This window comes from Bacillus sp. EU63 (genome assembly GCF_038592915.1).
GTDB classification, from domain to species: Bacteria; Bacillota; Bacilli; order Bacillales; family Bacillaceae; genus Bacillus; species Bacillus velezensis.
In genome coordinates, this window is the sequence record NZ_CP151944.1 from 2,732,367 (window position 1) to 2,748,806 (window position 16,440).

Genomic DNA, 16,440 nt, shown 5'->3' on the forward strand with positions numbered 1-16,440 from the left:
CCCGCTGTTTTATCAGCCTTTCAGCTCTGCAATCCGCTGCCGGACAGCTTCGCGTTTTGCCGTGTAGTCTTTCTCTTTTCCGCGTTCTTCTTCAATGACATGCTCAGGAGCTTTTTTAATGAATCCTTCGTTGCCGAGTTTTTTCTGAACGCGTTCGACTTCTTTTGTCAGCTTGTCGAATTCTTTTTGCAGACGGGCGATCTCTTCATCAATGTTAATCAGCCCTTCAAGCGGCAGAATGACTTCCGCTCCGGTGACGACCGCTGTCATCGCTTTGTCTGCCGCAGTGATATCCGTCCCGATTTTCAGCGTGCTCGGATTCGTAAAGCGTTCAACGTAAGAACGGTTCTTCTCAAGGCGGCCGGCAATGTCTTCCGTAGATGTTTTAATGTAAAGCTCAACCTGCTTGCTCATCGGCGTGTTGACTTCGCTCCGGATATTGCGGACAGAACGGATTAATTCGACGAGCAGTTTCATATCCGCCGCTGCCTCTTTATCCGTATGTTCCGGCACCGGAACCGGCCAAGAGCTGATCGTGATTGACTCGCCTTCATGAGGAAGGTGCTGCCAGATTTCTTCCGTTAAGAATGGCATAAACGGGTGAAGAAGACGCATCGTCTGGTCAAGCACGTATGCCAGAACAGAACGGGTTGTTTTCTTCGCCGCTTCATCTTCCCCGTACAGCGGAAGCTTCGCCATTTCGATATACCAGTCGCACACATCGTCCCAGATAAAGTTGTACAGGTGGCGTCCGACTTCACCGAATTCATAACGATCCGCAAGCTGTGTTACGTCTTCTATCGTTTCATTCAGTCTTGTGAGGATCCACTTATCAGCAACTGATTTTTCACCGGACAGATCAAGCTCGTCATACGTCATGCCGTCCATGTTCATTAATGCAAAACGGGAGGCGTTCCAAATTTTATTTGCGAAGTTCCATGTGGATTCCACTTTTTCATAGCTGAAACGGAGATCCTGTCCCGGTGAACTTCCGGTTGCCAGGAAATAGCGCAGGGAATCCGCTCCGTACTTGTCGATGACATCCATCGGGTCCACGCCGTTCCCAAGGGATTTACTCATTTTTCTGCCCTGCTCGTCACGGATTAAGCCGTGAATCAGCACGTCTTTGAACGGACGCTCGCCGGTAAACTCAAGACCTTGGAAAATCATCCGGGATACCCAGAAGAAGATGATGTCATACCCTGTCACAAGAACATCGGTTGAGTAATACCGCTTAAAGTCTTCAGCGTTTTCATCAGGCCAGCCCATTGTAGAAAACGGCCAAAGCGCGGAGCTGAACCATGTATCAAGCACGTCTGAATCCTGTTCCCAATTTTCACTGTCCTCAGGCGCCTCAAGGCCGACGTACACTTCTTTTGTTTCTTTATGATACCAAGCCGGGATGCGGTGGCCCCACCACAGCTGACGGGAAATACACCAATCACGGATATTTCCCATCCAGTGCAGGTACGTTTTCTCGAACCGGTCAGGAACGAAGTGAACTTTCTCTTCTTTTGACTGAAGGTCAACCGCAGCATCGGCCAGCGGCTGCATTTTGACAAACCATTGTGTGGACAGGTACGGCTCAACAACGGCGCCGCTTCTTTCACTGTGGCCGACAGAATGCATATGGTCTTCGATTTTAAAGAGAACACCGGATTCCTGAAGATCTTTGACGAGTTTTTTGCGGCATTCAAACCGGTCCATGCCGTTATATTGCAGCGCTTTTTCATTCATTGTTCCGTCTTCATTCATGACGAGAATCCGCTCTAAATTGTGGCGGTTTCCGAGTTCAAAGTCATTCGGGTCATGGGCAGGCGTGATTTTAACAGCGCCTGATCCGAATTCCATATCAACATAATCATCGCCGACGATCGGAATTTCGCGGTTTGTAATCGGCAGAATCACCGTTTTGCCGATTAAGTGCTTGTAGCGCTCATCTTCAGGATGAACCGCGACAGCCGTGTCGCCAAGCATCGTTTCCGGACGGGTGGTCGCGATTTCAATTGAGCCTGAACCGTCTGCTAACGGGTAGCGCAAATGATAAAACGCGCCCTGTACGTCTTTGTAAATCACTTCAATATCGGATAAAGCCGTTTTTGTGGCAGGGTCCCAGTTGATGATATATTCGCCTCTGTAAATCAAGCCTTTCTCGTACAGCTTGACGAATACTTCACGCACGGCTTTGTTCAGCCCTTCATCAAGAGTAAAACGTTCGCGTGAATAATCGAGTCCGAGTCCCATCTTGGCCCATTGGCTGCGGATGAAATCAGCATACTCTTCTTTCCACTTCCACGTTTCTTCTAAAAACTTTTCACGGCCGAGGTCATAACGGCTTGTGCCCTGTTCGCGGAGTTTCGCTTCGACTTTTGCCTGAGTGGCGATGCCGGCGTGATCCATGCCCGGAAGCCAGAGCACGTCATAGCCCTGCATGCGTTTCATACGCGTAACGATATCTTGCAGCGTCGTATCCCACGCATGTCCGAGGTGCAGCCTGCCCGTCACGTTCGGCGGCGGAATGACGACAGAATACGGCTGTTTCGTTTGATCGCTGCCCGCTTCAAAATATTTTCCTTTCAGCCAAAAATCATAGCGGCCTTTTTCAATCGCAGACGGATCATATTTTGTCGGCATTGTTTGTTCGTTTGTATCCATGATAACCCTCCAGCATGTTTAGAAATGGCTGAGCAACTAAAAAAGAGCCTTCATCCTGATAAAGGACGAAAAGCTCTTTCGCGGTACCACCTTTTTTCATGAACAGATTTGTTCATGCACTTAAACGGATAACGGGTGCGGCCCGAATTTCTCTACTGTATGTTCAAGAAATTATGCTCCCGGGCGACCTTCCAATGAGACGGCATAAGAAGCCTTTCAGCACAGTAGCTTCTCTCTCTTCATGCGTCTTTCTTGTACTCTTCCCGTTCAAAGCAGGTGTATTTATATCAGCTCATGATCTTATTTATTATGTTCTTTATTATAGTAAAAGTGTTTTTGATTCGTCAATCATCTTTTCCAAAAACCGCTGCCGTCATACATAAATGGGCATGCACCCCGCCCTTTCCCTTACATACGATACATAGAAAGGCGAATGTGAGGAGGAATTGCCCGTGAGAAAAAAATTCAATTCTTATTCGCTCCCCCAGTGGGCCAGACAGGTCCGCCTTGTATCCGTGCAAGTCATTATCCCGATTACGATCTTTCAGGGGATCAGGACGATTTTCTTTCCGACGACTTTTGATGTCCTGCTGCTTGCCATCCTGCTGTTTTTAGCGTGCGCCCTGCATTTGGAATGGATATAAAAAAACGAGTCCCGTTATGAAGAGGACTCGTTTTCCGCTTTTATTTTTTTCTCCCGCTCAATCTGATGAACCTTCATGAGAAAAGGCTCAACATTTTTCATCTGCCAAAACGCTCTTAATAATTGCGTGCACTCTTCTTTTTCAGAGCCCCTTTGGCCGGTCTGATACCGTTTCAGCACTTTGTACATGGCGGACGGATAAGCCATATAGCTGAGAAACAGGCTGATTTCCGCTTCACGGAGCGGGAATAATTTGTGATACGTATAAAACCAGTCCAGACACTCCGGGCATGCTTTCGGATAGCTTCTGAACATTCTGGAGTAAAAGCCGAGCAGGTCGTTTTGCGGAGGGCCCAGCGCAGCTTTCTCGAAATTCGTGAAAAAGCCCGATCCCGCATCATTATACAGAAAGTGGCGGCTCGATAAGCTGCCGTGGTTGATCACCGCTCTCGTCTTGTCATGGTCCTTTGCCGCCTCAAACCATTCTTCCAGACGTTCCAGAGCAAAATTGACGGCGGAAACCGTTTCTGTAAGATACGTAACAGCCTGCAGTTCAAAAGGTGAAAGGTACCACTCTTTTTCCGCCCGGTCGGCGAATTGTTCATAGACAAGCTTATCATTTTCCCAATCTCTTTTCGTTGCTTCATAAAAGCCGCTGATATCTTCAGTCCGGATTTGGATGTCCCGCACAGTCGCGGAATGGAGCTTCGCGACCTCTTTAAAAAGGTAAACATGTTTTTGATCCCGTTCCTCTTCCTGATCGTACTGAAGCCAAGGCATTAAATAATAAGAATTCTCCGTCTGTCTTCCCGCAAAAAAATCGCCGGCATACGTGCGGCAGATCGGCACAAATGATCGGTAGCCCTTCTCCTCAATCTCAATCATAAGATCCGTAAATTCACTGCTGCGGGCCGGCTTGAGCTGTTTCAAAGCAAAAATGCCGTAGTTTGAGTAGACCTTCCAAACATGCGGGCTGACAGGCTCAATATACTCTGCCGCCAGCCCGTATTCCTGAAGCACTGATTGGACTGCTTCCATTCCATTCACCACATTTTTACGGCCTCTTTGTGCTTACGCATGGCTGTTATTATATTCAGGTATATACAGAAGCTGACCTTCTTCAAGCTCGTCATCAAACGATAAAGCATTCGTTCTGATGAGCTGCTGGGATGTTATGTCATATCGTTCACACACCCGGTCGATAGTATCTTGCTGCTGTACGATACAAATTTTCATTCTTGAAAACTTTTCTTCTTCCCTTGTAAATAATTTTGTCAAGTAATGAGAGTTGTCATTTTCCTTCTGCTCGGTTCCCGGTGCCGCTTCTTCATTCTTTCTTTCAGACTTAAGCGGCTCAGGCGGTTCAGCTTGCGCCGGCTCCTCAGGCTGCAGTTTGGAAAACTGAAATGACAAATCGAGAGGCTTCCCGGTTTCCTCCTCCGGCTGCGCCATCTTCCTTACCTCAATTTCAAACCCTTCTTCATCATGAGCCTCTTCTTCAAGCAGCTTAGGAGCGCTGTAAAACTCCTCTTCCTGCTGTTCCGGAACGAACTCGCGATAAACGGGCGCCTGCTCTTCTTGAAAAACCGCAGGCTCATCTTCGTCTTCTGCCGCCTCATGATCGCTCTGACGGAGAAGCGGCTCGGCCTCTGGCTGCTCTTCTTTTTGAAGGAAGGGCTGTTCCGCAATTTTTGGTTTTTCTGCATGCGGAGTCAGAGTGAACGCAGGGAAAACCGGCTCGTTATCATCTTTTGGCTCTTCCTGCACTTCTGCTGAATCATCCTCAAATACAGGTTCATTCCTCACAGCCGACATGATTGCAGGCTCCTCAGCTTCTTCCGGCTCTTCTTCGTGTTGAAAGGAAACGGGAGGAGGAGGCTCAGTAAAGGAAACAGGTTTCGGCACCTCTTCCTGCTCCCTCAGAATCGGGGCAGTCTCATGCTCTTCTTCTTCCCGCTCCCTCAGAATCGGGGCAGTCTCATGCTCTTCTTCTTCCCGCTCCCTCAGAATCGGGGCTGCTTCCTGCTCTTCTTCTTCCCGCTCCCTCAGAATCGGGGCAGTCTCCGGCTCTTCTTCTTCCCGCTCCCTCAGAATCGGGGCAGCTTCCTGCGCTTCTTCTTCCCGCTCCCTCAGAATCGGGGCAGTTTCTTGCTCTTCTTCTTCCTGCTCCCTCAGAATAGGGGCAGTCTCCGGCTCTTCTTCTTCCTGCTCCCTCAGAATAGGGGCAGTCTCCGGCTCTTCTTCTTCCCGCTCCCTCAGAATAGGGGCAGTCTCCGGCTCTTCTTCCCGTTCCCTCAGAATCGGAGCAGTCTCCAGCTCTTCTTCCTCCTGCCTGAGTAAAGGCGGAGTTTCTTCCTCGTTCTTCTCGGTTTCTTGTGCTGCTTCTTCTGATACAGTCAAAGGTATTTCAGGCTCATGGCGTATCATTAATTCTGGTTCGTTTTCGTCCTCAGAATAATGTCCGGCAAGATTGATCATTTCTTCTCTGGCAAATTCAGGCGCCACGTACAAAGGGATCTCCGGCTCTTTTGGCTCGGATTCCTCAAGCAGCCCTTCAATTGCCAAATCAGCTTGAATGGTTAAGATCCTTGAATCCGTCAGCTGATAATCAAAGGCATCAATAAATACGAAAACATCATTGAGGTGGCTCACTTTATTTTTCGGAATCGTGATGTCCACCGGGAAACAATGAATGAGCTCGGCCGTGCCATCCTCCCTCGCCCTCACTTCCTCTACATGCCTCAGCTCCCTATCAAGCTCTTCAAAATGACTGCTGTGATCTATGTTGTACTCGCCAGTAAGTTCTAATGATCCTTTAATTGAGACATAATCATTTACTTCCTGCACCCTGATGTCAGGGTCTAATGAAATCGAAAGTAATTCAGAAACTTCCTGTCCTTTTTGGAAACAGATTGATTCTTCAACAGAAAATTGCAATCGGTGATTATGCGGCAAGTTCATATCCTCCTTTCATCTAATCCATACAATTAGATGTCACTAAAGGTGTATGCCGCAATCCGGAAAAATATGATAATGGAGGCATTGAAAAAAGCCGATACAAGTCTTGCTTGCATCGGCTTTTCGGTATCAGCGGCTGATCGCCTGGAACACTTTCTCAGCGGCTTCAATGGTTTTTTCAATATCCTCCATTGTATGCGCAGTGGAGAGAAACAATCCTTCAAATTGAGACGGCGGCAGAAATACGCCTGCGTCGGCCATCCCTTTATAATATTTGGCGAACAGCTTTAAATCAGAAGATTTGGCTGTTTCATAGTTAATGACAGGCTCATTTGTGAAAAAGAAGCCGATCATGGAACCCGCCCGGTTAAACGTGTGCGGAATGCCATGTGCTGCAGCTGCTTTTGAAATGCCTTCTTCAAGCATATCGCCTTTTTTCACAAATTCTTGGTAAGATTCAGGTGTGAGCTGCTGTAGCGTCTCAAGTCCCGCTGTCATGGCAAGCGGATTTCCTGACAATGTTCCCGCCTGGTAGATCGGACCGCTCGGCGCGATTCGTTCCATAATGTCAGCTTTTCCGCCATACGCACCGACAGGAAGACCGCCGCCGATGACTTTGCCGAGACACGTTAAGTCAGGCGTCACGCCGAAATACCCTTGCGCACAGTTATAATCCACGCGAAAACCGGTCATGACCTCATCAAAAATGAGCAGCGCGCCATACTGTTCCGTAATGTCGCGAAGTCCTTGTAAAAAGCCTTCCTGCGGCGGAACAACGCCCATATTGCCTGCTACCGGTTCAACAATGACCCCGGCAATATCTTCACCGTACTCCCGGAATGCGAGTGCAACGCTTTCCAAGTCGTTGTATGGAACGGTAATCGTATTCATTGCTATTCCTTCCGGCACGCCCGGGCTGTCCGGAAGGCCGAGTGTCGCCACTCCGGATCCCGCTTTGATCAGCAGCGAATCGCCATGGCCGTGGTAACAGCCTTCGAATTTCAAAATTTTGTTGCGGCCGGTATATCCTCTTGCCAGACGCAGGGCGCTCATTGTCGCCTCTGTGCCGGAGCTGACCATCCGCACGATTTCAACAGACGGCACACGGTCAATGACCAATTTGGCCAGTTCGTTTTCCACCTCAGTAGATGCCCCGAAACTTGTCCCGTTCTCGGCTACTTTTTTCAGGCTTTCAACGACCCGGTCATTTGTGTGGCCCAAAATGAGCGGCCCCCAGCTCAGGACGTAGTCGATATATTCATTGCCGTCAATATCAAAAATTTTCGATCCTTTTCCGCGCTGCATAAAGATCGGGTCCATATCAACTGATTTAAACGCGCGCACCGGGCTGTTCACTCCGCCCGGCATCAGTTTCTGCGCTTCTTTAAAAGCGGCTTTTGATTTTTCATAGCTTCTCATCTGCCTCAGCTCCCGTCAAATGAAATCGTTACTCAGCAAGCCATTTTGCTGCGTCTTTTGCATGATACGTCATAATCAGATCGGCTCCTGCACGTTTCATGCTCGTTAAAATTTCCAGCACCATTTCTTTTTCTTTAATCCAGCCGTTTTGGGCTGCCGCTTTCACCATGGAATACTCCCCGCTCACATTATATGCGACCAGCGGCAGGTGATGGCGGTTTTTCACATCACGCATAATATCTAAGTATGACATAGACGGTTTGACGATTAAAAAGTCAGCGCCTTCTGCCGCGTCTGATTCAGCCTCACGGAGCGCTTCCAAGCGGTTGGCCGGATCCATCTGATATGTTTTTCGGTCTCCGAACTGCGGCGTGCTGTCAGCCGCGTCGCGGAACGGACCGTAAAATTCACTTGAATATTTCACGGCATAAGACATGATCGGAATATTCGTGAATCCTTCTTTGTCGAGCGCTTCTCTGATCACTGTGACAAAACCGTCCATCATATTTGAAGGAGCGATGATGTCAGCGCCTGCTTTGGCCTGGCTGACGGCTGTCTGCGCCAGCAGCTCAAGCGACTCGTCATTTAAGATTTCTCCGTCTTTCACGACGCCGCAATGGCCGTGATCCGTGTATTCACAGAGACACGTATCAGCGATTACGATCATTTCAGGATAATGCTTTTTAATTTCAGCAATCCCTTTCTGCACAATGCCGTGATCGTGAAAAGCCTGGGTTCCGCAGGCGTCTTTTTCTTCCGGCACGCCGAAAACGATGACCGACTTAATGCCGAGCGATATCAGCTCAGCCATTTCATCCTTTAACAAATCGAGTGATACATGATAAACCCCCGGCATGGAAGGAACTTCTTTTTTTCCTTCAAGTCCTTCAACGACAAATAACGGGTAAATAAAATCTGAAGGGTGAAGACGTGTTTCTTTTACTAAATCTCTCATCTCAGCGTTCACGCGCAAACGGCGGTGTCTGTTAAATGTTTGATTCATCATTATCAATCCTTTCCCGACATGCTGCACATGACGTCCAGCATGCCTTCAATCGTATAGATGTCAGGCACATGGGATGAGATCCCGTATTCCAAGAGCGCTTTCTCTGTCAAAGGGCCGATGCTGATATAGCTCGCACCGCTGTTTTCCCACGCTTTTTCTCCGTCTCCGACCGCGTGCATAAACGTATGCACCGCCGATGAGCTGGTAAACGTAATAAAATCAAAATGAGAGCGGGATGCAGCCCGTCTCAGCTCGTCCATGCCTTTTTCATCCTGAATGGTATTGTATAACACCCATTCCCTTATTTGATAGCCAAGCGGCTCAAGCTCCGCTTTTATGACATCGCGTGATAAATTGCCCTTTATCACTGAAATGGGTTCGGCAGCTGATGCGTGCCGTTTTAAAGTATCAGCCAGACATTCCGCCACATACTCGTCAGGCATCGCATCCGTCCGGGCTCCCCGCTCTTTCAGGGCGCGCGCAGTCTTTTCACCGACGGCTGCGATTTTTTTCCGTCGCGAAAGCGCAAGACCGTGCCGATCAAGATAGGAAAAAAAGAACCGGACACCGTTTACGCTTGTAAACACAAGCCATCCCGGCTCAGAAAGGTCTTCCCGGAGACTGTCCGCACATTCATCCGGGAGCGCTTCCTGAAAAGCGATCAGCGAAGCGGAAACAGCCGTTCCGCCGAGCGCCTCCACTTTTTTTCGGAACGGTGCGGCCTGTCTTTTGTTCCGGGTGACGAGCACGGTCTTTCCTTGTAAAGGAAGGTCATTTGCCATCCTGATCGAGCTCCTGTTTCACGCTGTCGATTAATGCTTTGGCTCCTTTTTCAGACATCATCGCCGCACAGCGTTTCCCGATTTCTTCCGGATCATGTCCCGCCGCTGTTTCTTTATAAATCGTCTTTCCGTCCGGAGACGCGACAAGACCGACCAATTCAACCTCATCCCGGTCATTGACGGACGCATACCCGGCTATCGGCACTTGGCAGCCGCCTTCCATCGCGTGTAAGAAAGCCCGTTCGGCTGCCACCGTGCGCTGCGTATACTCATCGGTAAATTGCGCAAACAGCTTCAAAAGCTCCTCATCCGACTCTCTGCATTCAATGGCAAGAGCGCCTTGGCCGACCGCAGGCAGACAGCGGTCCGGTTCGAGAAATTCAGATACGACATCATCTTTCCAGCCCATTCTCGAAAGTCCCGCAGCCGCTAAAATAATAGCATCGTAATCTTCCGTTTCAAGCTTTTGAAGTCTCGTATCGATATTGCCTCTGATCCACTTAATTGTAAGATCAGGGCGTTCAGCAAGAATCTGGGCGCTTCTTCTTAAACTGCTGGTGCCGATGATGCCCCCTTCTTTTATGCCGTCCAGCTTTTGATGCCCCTTTGAAATCAGCGCATCACGCGGATCCTCACGTTTCGGTATGCAGCCTATGACAAGACCCTCAGGCAAAACGGCGGGCATGTCTTTCATGCTGTGAACCGCCATATCAATCTCCTGATGCAGCAGCGCCTGTTCAATCTCTTTGACAAACAAACCTTTGCCGCCCACTTTTGACAGTGTAACATCAAGGATGCGGTCGCCTTTTGTGACAATCTCCCGGATTTCAAAGTTATAGGAAGGGTTCAATTCCTTCAGTTTGTTAATCACCCATTTTGTCTGGGTCATAGCCAGTTTGCTCCGTCTGGAACCTACCTTAATCGTTCTCATTTTCTTTCCTCCCGAATCTGTTTGGGCGCGTGCGTTAACTGAACCAATGGAATTGCGACAGGCTTCCGAGCAGGAAGTAATTAATCATCAGCACGAGAAAACATGCTGAATTCCATAACGCCGCCACTTTTCCCTGCAGTTCCTTAATCATTCTGATATATAAATAGTAGCTGTATAAAAGCAGCACAATAAACGAACCGAGCACTTTTGAATCAAACCAGTACAGCGTTTCCAGCGACACATACGCCCAGATCACGCCTAATATCAGGCTCAACAGCAGCATCGGAACCCCGATGACATTTAAAACGTAAGCCATATAATCAAGTTTTGACAAATCTTCAATTCTCAACAGCCATTTTCCCCACTTTTTCTTCTTTAATAAAGAATATTGAAACTGATAAAGAAGCGAAAAGACAAAAGAAAGGGAAAAAGCGCCGTAAGACAGAATCGCCATTGTAATATGAATGACCAAAAGCTCTGAGACCAGCTGGCCGGAAAAAGCGGCCGAATGCTGATCCGTCGGTGAAAACGTATGGATCGCAATCATCGAGAAACCGATGACATTCGTGAAAAATACGATAAAATCAACGCGCAGAATCTGCGTGACCACAAGTGAGAGCGTGACAAGCACCCACGCATAAAAGTAAAGGGCCTCTGTAATATTCAAGACCGGAAATCTGCCCGTCTGCCACATGAAATAAGAAAGATAGACGGTTTGCAGAGTCCAGACAATAGAAAGCAACCAGAAGGCCATTTTCCCAGCCTTCCGGTTGTGTTGAAGAAAATCTATAAAGTAAAAAAGGACGCTTACTGCATAAATAACAATTGTCGCTTCATTAAGTCTTGCCATTGCTGTATCAATCATACAGCCCTCACTCACTTACAAGCGGACGTAAGCCCGTTTTTGCTTCTGCCTTTTGAAACGAATGAACCGTCTGGCGGTTATCCAGGCTTTTGTCCAGCTGGCGGCCGGCCTCTTCCTCAATATCGAATATCTGCATAAACAGCTTCAGCTTTTCATCTGAATCCGCTTCAGCCGCAAGCTCTTTCGCTTTCAGAATCGGGTCGCGCAGCATTTGGTTAATGATGCTTTTCGTATGTTTGCTGAGAAGTTTTTTCTCTCTTACCGTCAGATGAGGCAGCTTGCGCTCAATGCTCTGCATCGTATCGGACTGGATGGACAGCGCCTTTTCACGCAGCGCCGAAATGACCGGCACGACGCCGAGCGTATTAAGCCACTGCTTAAACTCAACAATTGCCGCTTCAATAAACAGCTCGACTTTTTCAGCGGTTTCACGGCGTTCTTGTAAGTTAGCTTCAACGATTCCTTCAAGGTCATCAATATCGTACAGAAAAACACCTTCAAGATCGTTAAGCGCCGGATCGAGGTCTCGCGGCACAGCGATATCCACCATAAATAACGGACGGCCTTTCCGCTGTCTGCCCGCTCTCTCCATCATTTCTTTGGACACGACGAAATCACTTGCGCCTGTCGAACTGATTAAAATATCAGCTTCAGCAAGTGCATGTTCAAGCTGGTTTAAGCTGCGCGCTTCTCCGGAGAAACGGTCAGCAAGCGCTTTTGCCTTCAAAAACGTTCTGTTGATGACCGTTACTTTGCCGATGCCCTGACCGTGCAGGTTTTCTGCGGCGAGCTCGCCCATTTTTCCCGCACCGAGAATCAAAATGTGCTTATTTGACAATGAGCCGAAGATTTTTTTCGCGAGTTCAACGGCGGCGTAACTGACGGAAACGGCATTGGCGCCGATATCGGTTTCGGCATGCGTGCGTTTGCCGACGGTCACCGCCTGTTTAAACAGCTCATTGAAAATGGTGCCGATCGTCTTTTCTGCCTGCGCCGTTTTAAAGCTCGAGCGGACCTGGCCGAGTATTTGCGTTTCTCCGATGACCATGGAATCCAAGCCGCACGCCACACGGAATAAATGCTCGATCGCCGCGTCGCTCTCATAAAATTTCAGAAACGGAGACAGCTCTTCTTTCGGCAGCGAGAACCATTCGGATAAAAATGTTTTTATATAATAACGGCCGGTATGGAGCTGGTCGACCACCGCATATATTTCGGTGCGGTTGCAGGTTGACACGATAATGTTTTCAAGAACGCTTTTTTCTTCTTTTAAACGGAGCATCGCTTCTGCAAGCTCATCCGGCTGAAAACTTATTTTTTCGCGTATTTCAATAGGGGCGGATTTATAATCTACTCCCACAACAAGAATATGCATCGCTTTCATGCACCCCCGTACATCGCAATTTATTTATAATCATTCTAACATAGAATTTATTATTTATAATAATTATAACATAGTTTCTTCGGGAAAATGTGAACAGATTTCAAAAATGTTATGCTATAGTATAAAAAGCTCGTTTCCACTTAATCATCATACTAAAAATCCTTTACTGCGGGTAGGTGACAGGATGAAAAAAACATCAATTTTATTACCGGGACTTCTGCTTGCCGCTTCATTATTCGCATGGCTTCAGAGCGGACAGGTTCACCTGTTTGCGAATCAGGGGGAATGGCCGGTGCTCCTTATGCTCTTGGGCGCCGTGCTCTTGTATCAGGGCAAAAAGGAAGCGGCCGGGCCTCACGTCCTGATCGGCTTGCTTCTTTTCGGCATAGGTTTACACTTTTTCGCCAAACCTGAGCTCTCATGGTGGCCGGGAGATTTTGAAATGATTCTCTTCGTCTTCGGATTCTCCTTATTTGCGGCAGCCAGAAAAGAATATGTATACGAAGCGGCTGCCATGATTGGTTTTTCCCTCTTTTTATACTTCTTTAAACAAATTACGGCGTGGCTGGAGTCCGTCCATATTCCGACGGAACACTTCAAAACATACTGGCCGTATGTTTTCATCGGAATCAGCCTTTTATTATTGTTTATCAAGCGGAACAAAACTATACGATAAAACCCAAAACGCACTGCGTTTTGGGTTTTTCATTATCGGCTGATCATTTTTTTAATGGCTCCCCATGCTTCATCTTTGCCTTTTTTCGTTTCAGAGGAAAATAAAATCAGCTCATCTTCAGGATCCATATCAAGCGTCTGTTTGACAACCTTTAAGTGCTTGTCCCATTTTCCTTTTGGAATCTTATCCGCTTTTGTCGCGATAACGATGACGGGAATGCCGTAATACTTCAGGAATTCATACATGTTCACGTCTTCAGCAGACGGCGCGTGCCTGAGGTCGACAATCTGCACGCAGGCTTTCAGCTCTTCGCGGGTCGTCATATAGGTTTCAATCATTCTCCCCCATGCTTCCCGCTCGCTTTTGGAAACTTTCGCAAATCCGTACCCGGGAACGTCGACAAAATGCAATTCATCATTGATGATGTAAAAGTTTAAGGTCTGTGTTTTCCCCGGTTTTGATGACGTTCTGGCCAAGTTTTTCCGATTGATTAATGAATTGATAAAAGATGACTTTCCTACATTTGATCTTCCCGCCAGCGCGATTTCCGGAAGCCCCCCATCAGGGTACTGTTCGGGTTTGACCGCGCTGATCACGATTTCTGACTTTGTGACTTTCATTTCTTCTCTCCTACTAAGGCATGTTCCAAAACGTCATCCAGGTGAGAAACGAATATAAACTTCAGTCCTTCTCTGACGCTTTCTGGAATATCCTCTATATCTTTTTCGTTATCTTTAGGCGCAATAATAGTAGTCAGGCCCGCTCTGTGCGCGCCGAGCGCCTTTTCTTTCAGTCCGCCGATCGGAAGCACGCGGCCCCGCAGCGTGATTTCTCCCGTCATACCGACTTCGCGTTTTACCGCACGGTCCGTTAATGCTGAAACGAGCGCCGTGGCCATCGTAATTCCGGCAGAAGGGCCGTCTTTCGGCACCGCTCCTTCAGGGACATGGATATGAATGTCATACTTCTCATGGAATTTCGGGTCGATTCCGAACTGTTCCGCTTTCGAGCGGACATAACTGAAAGCGGCCTGCGCTGATTCCCGCATGACATCTCCAAGCTTCCCGGTCAGAATCAGCTTTCCTTTTCCCGGTGACAATGACACTTCGATTGACAGCGTATCTCCGCCGACCGTCGTATACGCGAGCCCCGTGACAACCCCGATTTGATCTTCGGTTTCCGCCTGTCCGTATCTGAATATCCGTTTTCCGAGATAGTCGGCCAGATTTTTCTCTGTAACGGTAATGCGTTTTCTCTCCTCAGACACAATGGCTTTCGCAGCCTTTCGGCAAATGGCGGCAATCTGGCGTTCAAGCGTTCTCACGCCGGCTTCCCTCGTATAGTAGCGGATGATGTCCGTAATCGCCTGGTCCCGAATCTGCAGGTTGCTCTTTGTGAGCCCGTGCTCTTTGATTTGTTTCGGAAGCAGGTGGTCCTTCACGATTTCCAGCTTTTCGTTTTCAGTGTAGCCTGACAGGCTGATAATCTCCATTCTGTCTCTGAGAGGTCCCGGTATGGAAGCAAGGTTATTCGCAGTCGCGATAAACAGCACTTTCGATAAATCGAACGTCTCTTCAATATAGTGGTCGCTGAATGTGCTGTTTTGTTCCGGATCCAGCACCTCAAGCATCGCCGAAGACGGATCGCCTCTGAAATCAGACGACATTTTGTCGATCTCATCCAGGAGAAAGACGGGATTTTGTTTACCGGCTTTTTTCATCCCCTGTATAATACGGCCCGGCATCGCTCCGACGTATGTACGCCGGTGCCCGCGGATTTCAGACTCATCGCGCACTCCGCCCAGTGAAATTCTCACAAAACGGCGCCCCATGCTCGTACTGATTGATTTTGCAAGAGATGTTTTACCGACTCCCGGAGGTCCGGCCAGACAAAGAATCGGCCCTTTCAGCGTTTTCGTCAGCTGTTTCACGGCCAAATACTCCAAAATCCGCTCTTTCACTTTCTCTAAGCCGTGATGCTCTTTATCTAAGATTTCCCCGGCTTTTTTAATGTCAAGTTTATCTTCTGTTTCATCCGACCACGGAAGGGCGATGAGCCAGTCAATATAGTTGCGGATAACAGAGCTTTCCGCTGAGCTTGACGGCACTTTTTCGTAACGGCTTAATTCCTTAAGCGCCGTTTCTTTGACACGCTCAGGCATGCCTGCTTCTTCTATCTTTTCCGTGAGCGACTGAACTTCGCCGGTTTTTCCTTCTTTGTCGCCAAGCTCCTTCTGAATGGCTTTCATCTGTTCACGCAAGTAGTATTCCTTTTGAGTGCGTTCCATCGAACGTTTGACGCGCTGACCGATTTTTTTCTCAATCTCCAGCACTTCTTTTTCATTATGAATGGAACGAATGACCTTATTCAGACGTTCTTTAATATCCGCCGTTTCTAAAATGTCCTGCTTGTCCTTTAATTTCAGCGGGAGATGAGAAGCGACGATATCCGCCATTCTGCCGGGCTCTTCAATATCAGTCACAGCCGCATACGTTTCTGCGGAGATTTTTTTAGAAATTTTTATGTACTGGTCAAAATGGTCCAGCAGCGTCCGCATAAGCGCTTCGTCTTCCACGTCTTTTGAATCATCCTCATGCATCAGCTGTATATCGACCGAAGTATAATCTTCGAGCTCGGTGTATTCAAGGATCTGCGCCCGCTGAATTCCTTCTACAAGCACTCTGATCGTACCGTTGGGCAGCTTCAGCATCTGTTTAATTTTTGTATAAGTGCCGACGGCGAAAATATCCTCTTCACCCGGTTCGTCTATCGAAATATCCTGCTGAGTGGCTAAAAAAATCATATGATCATGCATCATTGCCTGTTCAAGAGCCTGAACCGACTTGTCACGGCCTACATCTAAATGTAAAACCATTGTCGGGTATACCAATAAGCCTCTTAAAGGGAGGAGCGGGATGCTGCGTTTTGTATCTTCTGCCATGTGACTGACACCTCCGTGACTTTAGTATGAACCATTATAATACAACTTTTTCATCGTTGTACAATTCCGGGATCGGGCAAAATCGGCTTATCCGCCTGCCCTGTATATAAAACAGTCTCTTCGTAGTATACCCTTTCTTTCTGTTCTGAAAAAGGAAAAGATGTCCTCCATAAAAAAACC

General features: G+C 48.0%; 13 protein-coding genes and 1 other annotated feature. Of the genes, 2 read left to right on the top strand and 11 right to left on the bottom strand.

Annotated features, from left to right (window positions below):
- Positions 1–12: 12 nt before the first annotated feature.
- Complete coding sequence (locus NYE38_RS13595) at positions 13–2,655, bottom strand: valine--tRNA ligase (protein ID WP_017418286.1); 2,643 nt, start codon at positions 2,653–2,655, stop codon at positions 13–15.
- Positions 2,656–2,713: 58 nt separating this feature from the next.
- Positions 2,714–2,935, bottom strand: a binding site (T-box leader).
- 172 nt (positions 2,936–3,107) lie between these two features.
- Here NYE38_RS13595 and NYE38_RS13600 point away from each other — a divergent pair.
- Positions 3,108–3,299 carry a hypothetical protein gene (locus tag NYE38_RS13600; RefSeq protein ID WP_003152639.1) on the top strand — a complete coding sequence of 64 codons (192 nt, stop codon included), beginning with the start codon at positions 3,108–3,110 and terminating at the stop codon, positions 3,297–3,299.
- A 14-nt stretch (positions 3,300–3,313) separates the two neighbouring features.
- Here the strand turns inward: NYE38_RS13600 and ysxE are convergent, their stop codons facing one another.
- The 8 genes from ysxE to hemA all read right to left on the bottom strand — a co-directional run bounded on the left by ysxE (position 3,314) and on the right by hemA (position 12,634).
- A complete protein-coding gene (gene ysxE, locus NYE38_RS13605; protein ID WP_025649689.1) occupies positions 3,314–4,336 on the bottom strand; it encodes a spore coat protein YsxE in 1,023 nt (340 codons plus the stop codon).
- A gap of 33 nt (positions 4,337–4,369) precedes the next feature.
- Positions 4,370–6,253, bottom strand: a complete 1,884-nt coding sequence (locus NYE38_RS13610) for a LysM peptidoglycan-binding domain-containing protein (protein ID WP_117363995.1) — start codon at positions 6,251–6,253, stop codon at positions 4,370–4,372.
- Positions 6,254–6,385: 132 nt separating this feature from the next.
- Positions 6,386–7,675, bottom strand: coding sequence for a glutamate-1-semialdehyde 2,1-aminomutase (gene hemL, locus NYE38_RS13615; protein WP_025649691.1), 1,290 nt, complete (start codon positions 7,673–7,675; stop codon positions 6,386–6,388).
- A 28-nt stretch (positions 7,676–7,703) separates the two neighbouring features.
- Positions 7,704–8,678, bottom strand: coding sequence for a porphobilinogen synthase (gene hemB, locus NYE38_RS13620; protein ID WP_025649692.1), 975 nt, complete (start codon positions 8,676–8,678; stop codon positions 7,704–7,706).
- A 5-nt stretch (positions 8,679–8,683) separates the two neighbouring features.
- Positions 8,684–9,463 carry a uroporphyrinogen-III synthase gene (locus NYE38_RS13625; RefSeq protein WP_017418290.1) on the bottom strand — a complete coding sequence of 260 codons (780 nt, stop codon included), beginning with the start codon at positions 9,461–9,463 and terminating at the stop codon, positions 8,684–8,686.
- Entirely contained in the window at positions 9,453–10,394 is a 942-nt protein-coding gene (gene hemC, locus NYE38_RS13630) for a hydroxymethylbilane synthase (RefSeq protein ID WP_012118114.1), read from the bottom strand. Before hemC ends, NYE38_RS13625 begins: the two co-directional genes overlap by 11 nt.
- A 34-nt stretch (positions 10,395–10,428) precedes the next feature.
- On the bottom strand, positions 10,429–11,259 hold the full coding sequence (locus tag NYE38_RS13635) for a cytochrome c biogenesis protein (RefSeq protein WP_007408154.1): 831 nt from the start codon (positions 11,257–11,259) through the stop codon (positions 10,429–10,431).
- Between the two features lie 7 nt (positions 11,260–11,266).
- Positions 11,267–12,634, bottom strand: a complete 1,368-nt coding sequence (hemA, locus tag NYE38_RS13640) for a glutamyl-tRNA reductase (protein ID WP_003152628.1) — start codon at positions 12,632–12,634, stop codon at positions 11,267–11,269.
- 193 nt (positions 12,635–12,827) lie between these two features.
- Between hemA and NYE38_RS13645 the strand changes: the two genes are divergently transcribed.
- A complete protein-coding gene (locus tag NYE38_RS13645) occupies positions 12,828–13,319 on the top strand; it encodes a hypothetical protein (protein WP_017418292.1) in 492 nt (163 codons plus the stop codon).
- A gap of 32 nt (positions 13,320–13,351) precedes the next feature.
- Here the strand turns inward: NYE38_RS13645 and yihA are convergent, their stop codons facing one another.
- Positions 13,352–13,939, bottom strand: a complete 588-nt coding sequence (gene yihA / locus NYE38_RS13650) for a ribosome biogenesis GTP-binding protein YihA/YsxC (RefSeq protein ID WP_003152626.1) — start codon at positions 13,937–13,939, stop codon at positions 13,352–13,354.
- Positions 13,936–16,260: an endopeptidase La gene (lon, locus tag NYE38_RS13655; protein WP_007612896.1), complete on the bottom strand. Its 2,325-nt coding sequence runs from the start codon at positions 16,258–16,260 to the stop codon at positions 13,936–13,938. The genes yihA and lon overlap by 4 nt, the downstream gene beginning before the upstream one ends.
- Positions 16,261–16,440 lie beyond the last annotated feature (180 nt).